This window comes from Sphingobacterium sp. WM, assembly GCF_029542465.1.
Classification (GTDB): domain Bacteria; phylum Bacteroidota; class Bacteroidia; order Sphingobacteriales; family Sphingobacteriaceae; genus Sphingobacterium; species Sphingobacterium cellulitidis.
This window is the reverse complement of sequence record NZ_CP120709.1, coordinates 631720-646115: the sequence shown is the minus strand read 5'-3', so window position 1 is coordinate 646115 and position 14396 is coordinate 631720. Positions and strand designations below refer to the sequence as shown.

The 14396-nt window shown below is 37.2% G+C and carries 19 protein-coding genes; 18 read left to right on the top strand and 1 reads right to left on the bottom strand.

Translation table 11 applies throughout. From position 1 onward, the window contains the following. Positions 1-21 precede the first annotated feature (21 nt). The 15 genes from PZ892_RS02845 (at position 22) to PZ892_RS02775 (ending at position 11593) form a co-directional block, all read left to right on the top strand. On the top strand, positions 22-672 hold the full coding sequence (locus PZ892_RS02845; RefSeq protein ID WP_094255435.1) for an epoxyqueuosine reductase QueH: 651 nt from the start codon (positions 22-24) through the stop codon (positions 670-672). Between the two features lie 74 nt (positions 673-746). Next, on the top strand, positions 747-1283 hold the full coding sequence (locus PZ892_RS02840) for a DUF177 domain-containing protein (protein ID WP_094255436.1): 537 nt from the start codon (positions 747-749) through the stop codon (positions 1281-1283). Between the two features lie 15 nt (positions 1284-1298). Then, on the top strand, positions 1299-1490 hold the full coding sequence (gene rpmF, locus PZ892_RS02835; protein WP_093100719.1) for a 50S ribosomal protein L32: 192 nt from the start codon (positions 1299-1301) through the stop codon (positions 1488-1490). Between the two features lie 104 nt (positions 1491-1594). After that, on the top strand, positions 1595-2533 hold the full coding sequence (gene plsX, locus PZ892_RS02830) for a phosphate acyltransferase PlsX (protein ID WP_182498075.1): 939 nt from the start codon (positions 1595-1597) through the stop codon (positions 2531-2533). A 5-nt stretch (positions 2534-2538) separates the two neighbouring features. Further along, the gene (locus PZ892_RS02825; RefSeq protein WP_094255438.1) at positions 2539-3528 is read left to right on the top strand and encodes a beta-ketoacyl-ACP synthase III; all 990 of its coding nucleotides are present in this window, start codon (positions 2539-2541) and stop codon (positions 3526-3528) included. A 66-nt stretch (positions 3529-3594) separates the two neighbouring features. Then, positions 3595-4077 carry an acetyl-CoA carboxylase biotin carboxyl carrier protein gene (gene accB / locus PZ892_RS02820; RefSeq protein WP_220476609.1) on the top strand — a complete coding sequence of 161 codons (483 nt, stop codon included), beginning with the start codon at positions 3595-3597 and terminating at the stop codon, positions 4075-4077. A gap of 66 nt (positions 4078-4143) precedes the next feature. Next, positions 4144-5505, top strand: a complete 1362-nt coding sequence (gene accC, locus PZ892_RS02815) for an acetyl-CoA carboxylase biotin carboxylase subunit (protein ID WP_094255440.1) — start codon at positions 4144-4146, stop codon at positions 5503-5505. Positions 5506-5595: 90 nt separating this feature from the next. Then, positions 5596-6468, top strand: coding sequence for a twin-arginine translocase subunit TatC (tatC, locus tag PZ892_RS02810; protein ID WP_094255441.1), 873 nt, complete (start codon positions 5596-5598; stop codon positions 6466-6468). A gap of 6 nt (positions 6469-6474) precedes the next feature. Then, positions 6475-6912 carry a ribose 5-phosphate isomerase B gene (gene rpiB / locus PZ892_RS02805; protein WP_094255442.1) on the top strand — a complete coding sequence of 146 codons (438 nt, stop codon included), beginning with the start codon at positions 6475-6477 and terminating at the stop codon, positions 6910-6912. Positions 6913-6928: 16 nt separating this feature from the next. Further along, on the top strand, positions 6929-8521 hold the full coding sequence (locus PZ892_RS02800) for a M28 family peptidase (protein ID WP_182498074.1): 1593 nt from the start codon (positions 6929-6931) through the stop codon (positions 8519-8521). A 177-nt stretch (positions 8522-8698) separates the two neighbouring features. Continuing rightward, positions 8699-9517 (top strand): ABC transporter ATP-binding protein, encoded by an 819-nt coding sequence (locus PZ892_RS02795; protein WP_182498073.1) that lies wholly within the window; start codon positions 8699-8701, stop codon positions 9515-9517. Between the two features lie 47 nt (positions 9518-9564). Further along, a complete protein-coding gene (locus PZ892_RS02790; protein WP_182498072.1) occupies positions 9565-10287 on the top strand; it encodes a hypothetical protein in 723 nt (240 codons plus the stop codon). Beyond that, positions 10288-10641, top strand: a complete 354-nt coding sequence (locus PZ892_RS02785; RefSeq protein WP_094280207.1) for a GntR family transcriptional regulator — start codon at positions 10288-10290, stop codon at positions 10639-10641. Positions 10642-10714: 73 nt separating this feature from the next. Continuing rightward, positions 10715-11419, top strand: coding sequence for a hypothetical protein (locus tag PZ892_RS02780; protein WP_188713392.1), 705 nt, complete (start codon positions 10715-10717; stop codon positions 11417-11419). A 12-nt stretch (positions 11420-11431) separates the two neighbouring features. Then, positions 11432-11593, top strand: a complete 162-nt coding sequence (locus PZ892_RS02775; RefSeq protein ID WP_182498070.1) for a hypothetical protein — start codon at positions 11432-11434, stop codon at positions 11591-11593. 98 nt (positions 11594-11691) lie between these two features. On the opposite strand, the gene PZ892_RS02770 is transcribed toward PZ892_RS02775, so the two are convergent. Then, positions 11692-12246 carry a ferritin gene (locus tag PZ892_RS02770; protein WP_094280209.1) on the bottom strand — a complete coding sequence of 185 codons (555 nt, stop codon included), beginning with the start codon at positions 12244-12246 and terminating at the stop codon, positions 11692-11694. A gap of 149 nt (positions 12247-12395) precedes the next feature. Between PZ892_RS02770 and PZ892_RS02765 the strand changes: the two genes are divergently transcribed. From PZ892_RS02765 to PZ892_RS02755, 3 genes are all read left to right on the top strand, one after another. Then, entirely contained in the window at positions 12396-13343 is a 948-nt protein-coding gene (locus PZ892_RS02765) for a J domain-containing protein (protein WP_182498069.1), read from the top strand. Between the two features lie 3 nt (positions 13344-13346). Then, a complete protein-coding gene (locus tag PZ892_RS02760; RefSeq protein ID WP_182498068.1) occupies positions 13347-13622 on the top strand; it encodes a chaperone modulator CbpM in 276 nt (91 codons plus the stop codon). Positions 13623-13695: 73 nt separating this feature from the next. Next, on the top strand, positions 13696-14379 hold the full coding sequence (locus tag PZ892_RS02755; protein ID WP_094255446.1) for a phosphoribosylaminoimidazolesuccinocarboxamide synthase: 684 nt from the start codon (positions 13696-13698) through the stop codon (positions 14377-14379). Positions 14380-14396: the final 17 nt, after the last annotated feature.

The window sequence follows — 14396 nt, the reverse complement described above, 5'->3', positions numbered from 1 at the left end:
TGCAGAATAGATTATAAAGCAATGGAGAACAAAGAATTTGTAAGAGAGAAGTTGGAATTGCCCAACGAAGGGAAAAAGCTTTTGCTTCACTCCTGCTGTGCTCCCTGTTCTGGTGAGGTAATGGAGGCATTAATTGCGTCCAATATAGATTTTACGATCTATTTCTATAATCCTAATATTCACCCAAGGAAAGAGTACGATCTGAGGAAAGAGGAAAACATTCGTTTTGCTGAGAAACACAACATTCCATTTATTGATGCGGACTATGATGTAGATCATTGGTTTGAACTGGCAAAGGGCATGGAGAACGAGCCAGAGCGCGGAAGTCGTTGTACGATGTGTTTTGATATGCGATTTGAGAAAACTGCCGAATATGCTGCTGAGCATGGCTTTGATGTTATTTCAAGCTCTCTGGGGATTTCCAGATGGAAAAACATGGAGCAGATCAATGATTGTGGCTTAAGGGCAGCTTCCAGGTTTCCGGATATGGAGTATTGGACATTCAACTGGCGCAAGAAAGGCGGCTCTGCACGGATGTTGGAAATCAGCAAAAAAGAGAGGTTTTACATGCAAGAATACTGCGGTTGTGCCTACTCCTTGCGAGACACCAATAAATGGCGGATGGCGAATGATCGTCCGAAAATTGAATTAGGAAAAAATTATTACGAATAGCCTAAACGATTTTTTAAAATAAATTTCATTTATACTTAATTAATCGTTACTTTTGCAGGCTCAAATGCAAGATTGTGAAGTATCTAAAAAAATACAGAATACCATTTTCAGGTCTTTCAACAGGTAAGCACAGTTTTGACTTTGAAATCGACGAGAAGTTCTTTGCATGTTACGAACATTCCTTAGTACAGGAAGGCAATCTGAAAGCGGTTGTCGACTTGCAGAAACAGGAAAACATGTTGATAGCTAATTTCGACATTCAAGGCACAATAAAACTGACTTGCGATGTTTGTCTATCGACCTTTGATTCACCTGTTCACATTAAGGAACGTGCTTTGGTAAAATTCATCGATGAGGATTGGAACGAGGACACAGAAGAAGTGATTACCTTATCCAAGAATGATTATGAATTAGATATTGCCCCATTACTTTATGAGTATATCAATGTGGCAGTTCCACCTTACCCCAAGTGTAGTGAAAACGGGGATGGGATAGCATGTGATCCAGAGATGTTGGACATGATTCAAAATGAAGAAGAGAGCTCGTCTGAGGAAGACAATGGAAACATTGATCCTCGTTGGGAAGCATTGAAGAATATTAAAAATAACTAAAACAAAAAATACGAGATGGCACATCCAAAACGTAAAACTTCTAAATCTAGAAGAGACAAGAGAAGAACACACTATAAAGCTGAATTACCTAGCTTAACTGTTTGTAAAGAAACTGGCGCGGTGCACAGACCTCACCACGCATATACAGTAGACGGTAACTTATACTACAACGGTAAATTAATTATTGAGAACACCGCTGCTGTCTAACGACATCTTTCTTAAAAACATCCCAAAAAAGTATAATATTTTATATTATTAACTTTCACTTGGGATGTTTTTTGCGTATTATTGAATAATATAAATAATAACGAATGAAGATTGGATTAGACGTGTTGGGGGGGGATTTTGCTCCAGATTCAAATATCAAAGGAGCGATTGAAGCTCAAAAACAGTTGGATGATTCGCAAAGAATTGTCCTATTTGGCGATGAAGAAGCGATTAAGAAAGCTATTGCCGAAGCTGGATCTGACCCCTCAAAATTTGATTATGTTCATGCACCTGAGAATATCAGCATGCACGAACATCCCACAAAAGCAATCAGCCAAAAGCCGAACTCTTCAATAGCCAAGGGATTTGACTTATTGAAAAATGGAGAGATTGATTCATTCTCTTCAGCAGGTAATACCGGCGCCATGCTGGTCGGTGCTATGTTTAGTGTAAAGACTATTTCAGGCGTTATACGACCTGCAATTGCGACCAATGTTCCGAAGCTGAAAGACGGATTTGGAATTTTATTGGATGTCGGAGCGAATGCAGATTGTAAACCAGAAATGCTGAACCAATTTGCTATCCTAGGAAGCCTTTATGCAGAACATGTATATGGCATTCCCTCACCAAAGGTCGGACTACTGAACATTGGTGAAGAAGAAGAAAAAGGAAACAACCTAACCATCGCTACCTACCCTCTATTAAAAGAAAACAACAAAATCAATTTTATCGGAAATGCAGAAGGACGTGATTTATTTAGTGATCATGCCGATGTAATTGTATGCGATGGCTATACTGGCAATGTAGTGCTCAAGCTAGCTGAATCATTTTATGTAGTTACGTTGAAGAAAGGATTTAAAGATCAATTCTTTGATAGGTTTAATTACGAGCAATATGGTGGCAGCCCAATTCTTGGGGTCAATGCCCCTGTAATCATTGGCCATGGAATTTCAAGTCCAGAGGCAATTAAAAATATGGTATTATTGTCGAGAGATATGATCGCCTCACAATTTATTGAGAAGATCAAATCTGCATTTAACTAAAAAATATGTCTAAAATTCACGCAGCTATTACTGCAGTACATGGTTACGTTCCTGACTATATCCTGACCAACAAAGAGTTGGAGACTATGGTAGACACTAACGACGAATGGATCGTAACCCGCACAGGAATTCGTGAGCGAAGAATATTAAAGGATCCAGGAAAGGCTACTTCTGATTTAGCGGTTCCAGCAGTGAAGGGTTTATTGGAGAAAAGAGGGATTTCTGCCGAGGATCTTGATTTAATTATCTTCTGTACCAGTACTCCTGATATGCTATTCCCGGCGACTGCCAACATCTTAGCAGACAAAATCGGTGCTAAAAAAGCTTGGGGTTTCGACTTACAAGCAGCATGTTCGGGATTTCTCTTCGGATTAACCACTGGAGCTCAATTTATTGAGTCTGGAAAACACAAAAAAGTATTGGTTGTTGGTGGCGATAAGATGTCCTCTGTTGTCAACTATACAGACAGAAATACATGCATTCTATTCGGTGACGGATGTGGTGCAGTATTATTAGAACCAAATGAAGAAGGAAACGGATTGATTGACGCTGTTTTAAAAACAGACGGATCAGGCGGTCAATTCTTAAATATCAAAGGCGGTGGTTCATTGAACCCTGCAACACACGAAACTGTTGATGCTGGTTTACACTATGCTTATCAAGAAGGTCGTACAGTATTTAAATTTGCAGTAACCAATATGGCTGATGTAGCTGTTGAAGTGATGGAAAGAAACAAATTGACATCTGAAGATGTTAATTGGTTAGTACCACATCAGGCGAACAAGCGTATTATTGATGCTACTGCGGAACGCGCTGGATTACCTGAGGAAAAAGTAATGGTAAACATTCAAAAATACGGTAATACGACGAGCGGCACTATTCCACTATGTTTATGGGAATGGGAAAGCCAGCTTAAAAAAGGAGACAATTTAATTCTTGCTGCCTTTGGTGGTGGTTTTACTTGGGGCTCCATTTATTTAAGGTGGGCGTATTAATCAGCATTTTATTATTACCTTTATAGCTATTTATTTTTTAAAATTATTAAACAAACCTACTAGCATATGAGTATGGATATTAAACAAATTCAAGATCTGATCAAATTCGTTTCCAAATCGGGTGTGAATGAAGTATCGATCGAAGAGAAAGATTTTAAAATTACGATAAAGACTAATCAAGAGCCTACATACGTAACTGCAACAGTTCCTGCAGCTCAAGTTGCTCCTGTAGCAGCACCAGTTGCGGCACCTGCAGCAGCTCCGGCTACTCCTGCAGCACCAGCAGCTCCTGCGGATGAAAGCTCGAAATACATTACTATTAAGTCTCCAATTATCGGAACATTCTACCGTTCTCCAGGTCCAGACAAAGCTTCATTTGTCAACGTAGGTGATGAAGTAACTCCTGGAAAGGTAATCTGTATCGTTGAAGCCATGAAATTATTCAACGAAATCGAATCGGAAGTATCAGGTAAAATCGTGAAGATTTTAGTAAATGATGCACAACCTGTAGAATACGACCAACCTTTATTCTTAGTAGATCCTAGTTAGTTTCCGGAGTAATTCCAGAAACTTTTTTATTGTGCTAAGAGATAAAGTGTTACATCATACAGTATTATGTTCAAAAAAATATTAATTGCAAATAGAGGAGAGATTGCGCTTCGAATTATCCGTACTTGTAAAGAGATGGGGATTCAAAGTGTTGCAGTATATTCTACTGCTGACCGCGATAGTTTACACGTTCGTTTTGCGGACGAAGCTGTTTGTATTGGTCCTCCTGCTAGTAAAGATTCCTATTTAAATATTCCAAATATTATTGCGGCTGCAGAGTTAACAAATGCAGATGCAATCCACCCTGGATACGGTTTCTTATCAGAAAACGCTAAATTCTCCGCTATCTGTGCTGAGTACGGCATCAAATTTATTGGTGCTACTGCCGACCAGATTGAGAAAATGGGAGATAAAGCATCCGCTAAAGAAACCATGAAAAAGGCTGGTGTACCTACTATCCCTGGTTCAGACGGATTATTACCAGATGTAAAAACTGGTTTAAAAATCGCAAATGAAATGGGATACCCTGTCATCTTAAAGGCAACTGCTGGTGGTGGTGGTAGAGGTATGCGTATCATTTGGAAAGACGAAGAGTTTGAAAACGCATGGGATTCTGCTCGTCAAGAGTCAGGTGCAGCATTCGGAAACGATGGATTGTACTTAGAGAAATTCGTTGAAGATCCTCGTCACATTGAAATCCAAGTGATTGGTGACCAATACGGAACAGTATGTCACCTTTCTGAGCGTGATTGTTCTATCCAAAGAAGACACCAAAAGTTAGTTGAAGAAGCTCCATCTCCATTTATTACGCCAGAATTGCGTGCTAAGATGGGGGAAGCTGCTATCCTAGGTGCTAGAGCGGTTAAATATGAAGGAGCTGGAACAATTGAGTTCCTAGTTGACAAACACCGCAACTTCTACTTTATGGAAATGAATACTCGTATTCAAGTTGAGCATCCAGTTACAGAAGAAGTTATTAACTTCGACTTGATCAAAGAACAAATTAAAGTTGCTGCAGGAATTCCTATTTCAGGAAAAAGCTATGAGCCAACCATGCATGCAATTGAATGTCGTATCAATGCGGAAGACCCTTTCAACAACTTCCGTCCGTCTCCCGGTAAGATTACCAATTTCCACTCACCAGGTGGACACGGAGTTCGTGTAGATACGCACGTTTATTCAGGATATTCAATCCCTCCTAACTACGATTCAATGATTGCAAAATTGATTTGTGTAGCCCAAACTCGTGAAGAAGCTATCAATACAATGGAGCGTGCATTAAGTGAATTTGTAATTGAGGGTGTAAAAACAACTATTCCACTTCACCTTCGTTTGATGCGTGACCCTAACTTTAGGGCAGGTAATTTCACAACGAAATTCATGGAAACTTTCGACCTTACGGAGTATCCTGATGAGGAGGTTGTATAAAATTTACTTTACATATACAAAACATGCCATTCTTCGAGAGAAGAATGGTATTTTTGTTTTCTAACGAATAGATTACCGCATAGAAAATACATGTCCAAGAATATTAAACTTATTGAAGCCATTAAGAATAAAGGAAAGAACATCGAAGCAGAAATGTCCTTCTTCGATCATTTGGAAATCCTGAGATGGCATATCATCCGCTCCGTTATTGCAATAACCGTTTTCGCAATTCTTTCATTTACATTTTACGACTTCGTCTTCAACCAAATAATCATGGGCCCCAAGAGTCTGGATTTTTGGACCTACCGAATGATGTGTAAGGTTGGAGCAGCATTAAATCTTGAAGGTTTTTGTGTCGAGAAGATTCCTTTCAACATCATCAATACGGAATTGGCCGGGCAGTTCATGCTACAGATTAACTCCTGTCTATTGATGGCGGTAGCATTAGGTTTCCCTTATCTATTATTCGAAATCTGGTTATTCATCAAACCGGCATTAACGGATATTGAAAGAAAATCAGCACGAGGATTTGTATTCTACGCGACAGTACTATTCATCATCGGAGCCTTATTCGGTTATTATATCGTAGTTCCATTGTCGGTTAACTTCCTTGCTAACGTATCGTTAAGTGATGAAATTACCAACCAAATTACCATAGACTCTTACTTGTCCACTATTGCCACACTTACTTTAGGTTGTGGGATTATATTCTTACTACCTATCTTGATTTTTATTTTATCGAAGATTGGCATTATGACGCCAGAGTTTATGCGTGCCAGCCGTAGATATGCTATTGTTATCATTTTAGTTATTGCGGCAATTATTACTCCTACAGCGGATGTAATTACACTCCTTACAGTGAGTGCTCCAATGTTTATCCTATACGAATTAAGTATTATGGTATCCGCGAATGTGAAAAAATCAAAGGAGTTAGCAGAAAAAGAATTTTATAATACAAAATAATACATCATGTCTAAAAAAATCGCAATTGGCAGTGATCACGCTGGGGTTGAATATAAAGCAGCTCTAATCACATTCTTAAATGAACTAGGTTATACTGTTCAGGATTTCGGTCCTGCTACTGCAGATTCTGTGGACTACCCAGATTATGCGCATCCCCTAGCAAGCAGTGTAGAAAACAAGGAAAATGAATTAGGAATTCTAATTTGTGGAAGTGCAAATGGGGTAGCCATTACTGCGAATAAACACCAAGGTATCCGTGCAGCTATTTGTTGGTTAGAAGAAATATCAGCATTAGCACGTCAGCATAATGATGCCAATGTGGTATGTATTCCTGCGCGTTTCATTGACCTAGATTTAGCAAAACGTATTGTTCGCACTTTCTTGACTACCGACTTTGAAGGCGGTCGCCATGCAAACCGTGTCAACAAAATCTCATGTGCATAACCAATTAAAAACAATAATGAAAAAAATACTTATCCTTTCATTCTTAATTCCAACCCTTTTTAGCTGTTCGGTAAACAAGCAGGTAAATCAGAAAAAATATGCAGATTTATTGACTGAAGAGTCAGCTAAAAAACACTTGACCATTCTTGCTTCTCGCGAATTTGAAGGTCGCGGTACAGGTCAAGAAGGTGGTAAAAAAACAGTGGAATACATTGCCAATGTATTCAAGGACCTAGGCTTAAAACCAGCTGTAAATGGTTCTTATTTCCAACCTGTGGACTTAATCCGAAACTCCTATGTTGTTGATAAATTCATTATCAATAACAAGCCATTGGTAAACGGTAAAGACCTATTTATCCAAGGCAACAACAATAGCAGAGACTTTAAAGCTTCTGATATTGTATTTGTAGGATATGGTATTCAAACTGACAAATACAATGACCTTAAAGGACTTGATATTGCAGGTAAAGTGGTTTTAGTGATCAATGAAGGTGAGCCAATTAAAAATGGTAATTCCTTGATCACTGGTTCTGGTAATCCTTCTGAATGGTCTACCAGCCGTTTCAAGAGAATTCAAGAACTGACCAAATTGAAACCCAAAATGATCATTGCTGTAAATTCTCAAAATGCTGAAATGATCAGCAAATTTGGAAACCGCATGACAGCAGGTCGTTTCACTTTGAAATCAAGTGACGCGCAATCCAACGCAAATCAAGCAACAATGGATATTCCAGTTGCGAACATTACCATGGATATCGCAAACCAAATTCTAGCTGCAAACAATACTTCGATTGACAAAGTTATTGCAACTATTAATTCAACAGGTAAGCCAAATTCATTCGATGTTAAATCATCTGTAGACGCTACAATGGGTGTTAAGAAAGAAGAATTCCATGATCCTAACGTATTAGGGGTGATTGAAGGAACAGACCTTAAAGATGAGGTTGTAATTATCTCAGGTCACTATGACCATGATGGTATCCTTCCTGATGGAACATTCTTCCCAGGTGCTGATGACAATGGTTCAGGTACTGTAGGAGTTATGGAATTGGCTAAAGCATTTGCTGCTGCTAAGAAAGATGGAAAAGGTCCTAGAAGAACAATCTTATTCATGGCCTTTGCTGCTGAAGAAAAAGGATTATTAGGTTCTAATTTCTACTCTCAAAATCCAATTTTCCCATTGAGTAATACGGTTACTTGTTTGAATATGGATATGATTGGTCGTATCGATGACAAGCACTTAAACGGAAATCATAATTATATCCATGCCATTGGTTCTGAAATGTTGAGCTCTGAATTAAAAGCAATCAACGAAAAAGCAAACAATGACTATACGCAAATGGAATTAGATTATATGTATGATGATCCTAAGGATCCAATGCGTATCTATTACCGTTCTGACCAATACAACTTGGCGAAACACGGTATTCCAGTGATTTTCTTCTTCTCGGGATTGCATCCAGACTATCATACACCAAATGATACGGTGGATAAAATCGACTTCCCAATGATGGCAAAACGCGAAAAACTTGTTTTCCATACAGCTTGGGAGATTGCTAACCGCGATAAGAAACTAGTGGTAGATAAAACTCCAGCACCTGCTCAATAATAGATTTGAGCAATAAAATATAAAGAAGGGCAGAATATTAATTCTGCCCTTCTCTTTTGTAATCCCCTCTCCTACAATACTCCCCTAAAATATTTTTTTTATTTTTTTCTTGCAGATATAAAATACCTGTGTATATTTGGAGTGTACTACTACATTAATACACTAAAACAATACGCTATGCTAACCATTAAATCATTATCGTATTATTATAAACCGAACAAGAATATTCTTTGGAATATCAACACAACCCTAAAACCAGGAAACATCTATGGCTTATTAGGTTTAAATGGTGAGGGCAAAACCACCTTACTCAAATTAATTGTAGGGATGTTGCTTCCAAAAGATGGAACTATTGAATTCAACGGAAATCTCAGTTCCGAACGAAATGCAGCATACCTGAATGAGGTTTATTTTCTTCCAGATTACAGCAAATTACCGGATCTTGGAATCGAACAGTTTGGAACGTTGTATGGGGCATTCTACAGCAAGTACAACCACCAACAGTACTTGGACTGTATCAAAGAGTTCAATATTCCTACCAACTCCAGGATAAGATCTCTTTCATTAGGTCAACATAGGAAGGTTCATATTTCCTTTGCATTTGCATGTAACAGCTCCGTCTTATTGATGGATGAGCCGACCAATGGATTAGATATCCCCTCTAAAGCAATATTCAGGAAGCTACTCAGCAGATATATCAATGAGGAAAGTATCTTCTTGATTGCCACCCATCAAATTCGTGATGTAGATATGCTCTTTGATCACTTGCTAATCATGAAAAACGGAAGCATCGTATTAGATGAAAATATCCATACGCTATCACAACAATTCCGAATTAGTAAAAATTCTGCGGATGCAGGTCAGGCAGTTTATGTCCAAGATGATATCGTAGGCCAATTTTACTTAGTGAGAAATAACCAAGAGTCTGAATCGAAACTAGATATTGAATTTTTGTTCAATGCATTTACAAACAATCCTAATCCTATTGAATTATGAAAACCATATCCCAATATATTAAATGTCAGTTTGCCACAAATAGGTATATGATTTTTTCAATTCCTATCGTTGCAATAATCTTCTTCCTTTTAGGAATAATAACCACTGATTTGGGTAATTATATTTTCGTGGACAAGTCACAATTGAGTTCCTCGATGATTCTTGGTTTAAGAGACATAAAACATTTATCTTGGTCATTAATCCTAATTATTGTTGCCCCATTTCTTCACCTAATGTTTATTGCTGGAGTTTTCCGCAAAACATATGATTTTATTATCCCTATTAATTCAGGGCAAAAGATGATCTCTTATATCATTATTGCAGCACTTATTTCCATCTACAATTATTTGATCATTCTAGGCTTAAACTATATCGTAGAATTTTATTTTAGACAAAACTACCTAGAACAGGTCATTCAAACTATTGATGAGAACGGAATGCTTTATACGGAAATTTCAAAATATAGCGTCTTTTATACTGGAAGTTTGGCACTCGGATATTTCAAACATCTCATGGTAATTTTTCTAATTTTCCCATTTTTCCTTTATGCTATTCTATACTTCAAAAAATATAGTATCCTAATTTCTGCAGGTATATTAACTTTCGCAATAGTGATCGGACTATATATCAGTACATTCTTTTGGGAGGGTTATTTCACCTATATCGCAAACCAAACATATGTTTCAATCTATAGATGGGTTCCACTATTATTTGCAACAGCTTTAGGTTACATAGGGTTGTATTATTTTTTAAAAGAAAAGGAGGTCTAGATGCAATTCCAATCAGATAAACCCATATATCTACAAATAATTGATATTGTCATGGAAAAAATCTTAACAGGTGAATGGCAGATAGGTGAAAAAATTCTATCAGTCCGAGAGTTTGCCGGAAGTGTTGAAGTAAATCCCAATACTGTCATGCGAGCATATGATAAATTACAACAAGACGAAATTATTTTTAATAAGCGTGGTCTTGGATTATTTGTATCTGACAACGCCTTACAAACCATCCTGAAAGAAAAGAAAGAAAACTTCATTCAAATAGAAGCTCCAAAATTCTTTCAAACCGCAAAACTTTTAAAAATAACCGAGGAGGAATTAATCGAACTCTATAAATCGAACTGACATGAAAAAATCCAACATCATATACATAACCGCATTAACCATTCTATGGTTAATCTATTTGGTAATTAAACCTTTGCAAGGCTATATTTACGCAGATCCTATATCTAATAAACCAAAAGATTTTGTTTCTGCAATCGTAAAAACATTTGACCATACAGATAAAATAGAAACCCCTTCTTTAAAAGACATTAAGAATATTAAACTTAAGGGCGAATCAAAAGGTGGCTCTATTATGGTTGATTACAATGATACCGCAAAAATCACCTTCCTTGAAAACAATCAAACGACCAGCTTTAAGTATAAAAAAATTGGAGATACGATAGAAGTCGAAATGGATAAAAATGGCTACATGGCGATAAAGCTAGATTTGAATCCAACAGAATCTTATAATTTGATTATTGAAAATATGAATCCAAGAATTGCATTGAGCCCTGGTGACAGCAGTACTTTTGGAATCAATAATATTGCTATTCGAAACAACTCCGATGTTTTTATATATAACTTTTCCCGAGATTTCCAGAACTTCAACCATCCTTTTACATTATCCATCTCTGATAAATCAAAATTGAGAATAGATAACTTAAAATTCAAAAAGTTAAGTGCAAATATTGATAATGGCCTTTTAACAATTGAAAACAGCAGTCATATCGACAGTTTAAACGCCGATCTACAAGGGCTCAGCCATATAATAATTGGCAAATATCCCGATGACAAGCGCGTTGATTATTTGAATCTTTCAGGAAATTTAGATTATTACAACGCTCATAAACCAAAATAAGAAAGGAGAATCATGATTTTCAAAATCATATTTAAATTTATCAGTGCTTTTCTGATTTCACTGATGCCTCTCCTTTATACTTGGATTGACAATAAAGTGGAGGATAGTTCTAAATTAAACCAGCAGCAGGAAATTATTGCAAAGAAAGACTTTGAGTCCGAGAAAGAACAATAAGAGTTTATAAATAACAAAGGGCAGAATATTAATTCTGCCCTTCTCAGTTTTTCAAGTTCTGGCTTTGGGAGCCATTTATATTTTAGATAAAAGTATGTCTATTCCGGATTATCTGCTGTAGATTCTCTTGCCAAAGGCACATCATCAGGTGCATTTCCCAAATATTTATCCAATTCAAATAAAGACTCATCTGTTGCACGGTCACCACCGGCAATTTTCAACTTATCGATCAATGAAAGTGCTAATTTCTCTTCCTCGGTTTGTTCTTTAACAAACCATTGCGCGAAATTCCATGTCGCCCAATCTTTCTCCTCCATCGACTGATTCACCAATCCGTAAATTGCATTCGTATTATCTACTTCATGTTGGAAGACCATATCAAAGCATTCTGACATCGATTTAGGAAGTTTCTTATGTTCCGTCACGGCCTCCACTTTCGGCGTCCCTCCTCTTTCTAAGATATACATCATGATTTTGATCATGTGGTTTCTTTCTTCTTGCGCATGACGAAACAAGAAATTTGCCACTCCACCATAACCTTTGGTATCTGCCCAACATCCCAATGATAGATAAATCTGGGATGCCTGATTTTCTTTTGTCATTTGTTTAATCAACGATGTTTCCATCGCTTTTGATAGTCTATTGGTATTCATAATTATTCCTTTTTAGAACTAACACTTCATAAACCAATTTGTTTACCTTTTCATCCTTTACTTTTACAGTTATACATTGTAAATTTGAGAGAAGCTATTAATAAACAAAACCTAAGGTAACTTGTTCTTTTTTTAAATCAATATTATATATGGCGTTTTTAGACTATTACAATGTGTTAGGATTGGATAAATCCGCAAGCCAAGATGACATCAAAAAGGCTTACCGGAAGCTTGCCCGGAAGTATCATCCTGATTTAAATCCCAACGATGAAAGTGCAAAGAAGAAATTTCAAGAAATAAATGAGGCCAATGAGGTATTGACCGATCCAGAGAAAAGAAAGAAATACGACCAATATGGTGAAAACTGGAAGCATGGTGAGGAATACGAAAAGGCACAACAGGAATATGCTCGTTCTCAAGGTGCTCGTGGAAGATCCGCTGGCGGCGGTCAAAATCCTTTTGAAGGTTTTGACTTCAACAATTATAATGGTAATTACGATACTGGAGAATACTCTGATTTCTTCGAAGACCTGTTTGGATCTAGGTTCGGTGGAGGAAGAAGCTCCGGAAAACGCGGCAGCTACCGTGGTCAGGACTATGAAACGACCCTAGACTTAACCTTGCTGCAAGCCTCTCAAACCCATAAACAAACCTTTACCGTCAATGGTAAAAACATCCGGATAACAATCCCTGCAGGGGTTGAAGATGGTCAAAAAATCAAATTAAAAGGTCAAGGTGCTGATGGAGTCAATGGCGGGCCTAAAGGAGATCTATATATTACCTTCTCTATTCGTCCGGATTCCAAGTTTGTACGCAAGGGCAATGACCTTTACACCAATATTGAAGTTGACCTTCCAACGGCCCTATTGGGTGGTGAAACCATTGTCGATACTTTAACAGGAAAAATCAACGTGAAGATAAAACCGGAAACCCAAAATGGAGCTAAGATAAGGTTGAAAGGAAAGGGATTCCCAGTGTATAAGAAAGAGGGTGATTTCGGTGATTTATATGCAGAAATCCATGTCAGTCTTCCAACCAATCTGACCGAAGATCAAAAGAAAATAGTAGAACAATTAGCGGATTCATTAAAGAAATAAGAGATGGAAAAGACATTATTTAGAGTAATCGACATCTGCAAGACCAATAATATAGAACGCACATTTGTACAGGAACTACATAAAAGCGGACTGATTGAGATCATTGTGCAAGAGGAACAGGAATATTTGGAAGAAGAGCAGGTAGTTTATGTAGAGCGCTTTTCAACATGGCATTACGAACTTGAATTAAATATTCAGGGAATTGAAGTGGTAAATCACTTAATTGATAAAATTGAGGAATTACAACGAGAGCTGCGAACGCTAAAATTAGACAAATAGCGTAGTTTTTTCGGATAATTTAGGCAATAAACTCATTTTTTTGATAAATTCGCCTCAATTAACAGAAACCATCATGGAAAAAATCTATCAAGGAAAAACCAAAGACGTATATAGTCTAGGAGATAATCAAATATTACTTCAGTTCAAAGATGATGTTACTGGTGAAAACGGTGTGTTTGACCCTGGAGCAAACACAGTCGGCCTGACAATTGAAGGTGCTGGAAGATCTGGCTTAAAAATGACCACTTACTTCTTTGAAGTATTAAATAAATTAGGAATTCCTACTCACTTTATTTCTTCTGATATTGATAAAGTACAGATGATCGTTAAAGACGCCAAAGTATTTGGAAAAGGTCTTGAGGTTATTTGTCGTTACAGAGCGGTAGGATCATTTTTAAGAAGATATGCTGCTTATTGCCAAGAAGGCCAAGCCTTGGATAGCTTTGTGGAAGTAACCATTAAGGATGATGAACGCGGAGACCCTGTTATTTCTGAAGATGCTTTAGCGATGTTGGGCTTATTGAGCCATGAACAATACCAAGAACTTAAAGATTTGACTAAAAAGATCTGTGGAATTGTCAAAGATGAACTTGCAAAAAAAGGACTTGAATTATACGATATCAAATTAGAATTCGGACACGACAAAACAAATAATCAGATTATTTTAATTGATGAAATATCTGGTGGTAATATGCGCGTGTACAAAGACGGCCAATATGTTGCACCTTTGGAATTAGAAAAACTTTTTCTTTCCTAAAGGTAATCTCATAATAG

What these genes read in the sequence shown, in the direction of transcription:
- PZ892_RS02845 (WP_094255435.1), top strand. Translation starts at nt 22, where the DNA reads ATGGAGAACAAAGAATTTGTAAGAGAGAAGTTGGAATTGCCCAACGAA.
- rpmF (WP_093100719.1), top strand. Translation starts at nt 1,299, where the DNA reads ATGGCACATCCAAAACGTAAAACTTCTAAATCTAGAAGAGACAAGAGA.
- plsX (WP_182498075.1), top strand. Translation starts at nt 1,595, where the DNA reads ATGAAGATTGGATTAGACGTGTTGGGGGGGGATTTTGCTCCAGATTCA.
- PZ892_RS02825 (WP_094255438.1), top strand. Translation starts at nt 2,539, where the DNA reads ATGTCTAAAATTCACGCAGCTATTACTGCAGTACATGGTTACGTTCCT.
- accB (WP_220476609.1), top strand. Translation starts at nt 3,595, where the DNA reads ATGAGTATGGATATTAAACAAATTCAAGATCTGATCAAATTCGTTTCC.
- accC (WP_094255440.1), top strand. Translation starts at nt 4,144, where the DNA reads ATGTTCAAAAAAATATTAATTGCAAATAGAGGAGAGATTGCGCTTCGA.
- tatC (WP_094255441.1), top strand. Translation starts at nt 5,596, where the DNA reads ATGTCCAAGAATATTAAACTTATTGAAGCCATTAAGAATAAAGGAAAG.
- rpiB (WP_094255442.1), top strand. Translation starts at nt 6,475, where the DNA reads ATGTCTAAAAAAATCGCAATTGGCAGTGATCACGCTGGGGTTGAATAT.
- PZ892_RS02800 (WP_182498074.1), top strand. Translation starts at nt 6,929, where the DNA reads ATGAAAAAAATACTTATCCTTTCATTCTTAATTCCAACCCTTTTTAGC.
- PZ892_RS02795 (WP_182498073.1), top strand. Translation starts at nt 8,699, where the DNA reads ATGCTAACCATTAAATCATTATCGTATTATTATAAACCGAACAAGAAT.
- PZ892_RS02790 (WP_182498072.1), top strand. Translation starts at nt 9,565, where the DNA reads ATGATTTTTTCAATTCCTATCGTTGCAATAATCTTCTTCCTTTTAGGA.
- PZ892_RS02785 (WP_094280207.1), top strand. Translation starts at nt 10,288, where the DNA reads ATGCAATTCCAATCAGATAAACCCATATATCTACAAATAATTGATATT.
- PZ892_RS02775 (WP_182498070.1), top strand. Translation starts at nt 11,432, where the DNA reads ATGATTTTCAAAATCATATTTAAATTTATCAGTGCTTTTCTGATTTCA.
- PZ892_RS02770 (WP_094280209.1), bottom strand. Translation starts at nt 12,246, where the DNA reads ATGAATACCAATAGACTATCAAAAGCGATGGAAACATCGTTGATTAAA.
- PZ892_RS02765 (WP_182498069.1), top strand. Translation starts at nt 12,396, where the DNA reads ATGGCGTTTTTAGACTATTACAATGTGTTAGGATTGGATAAATCCGCA.
- PZ892_RS02760 (WP_182498068.1), top strand. Translation starts at nt 13,347, where the DNA reads ATGGAAAAGACATTATTTAGAGTAATCGACATCTGCAAGACCAATAAT.
- PZ892_RS02755 (WP_094255446.1), top strand. Translation starts at nt 13,696, where the DNA reads ATGGAAAAAATCTATCAAGGAAAAACCAAAGACGTATATAGTCTAGGA.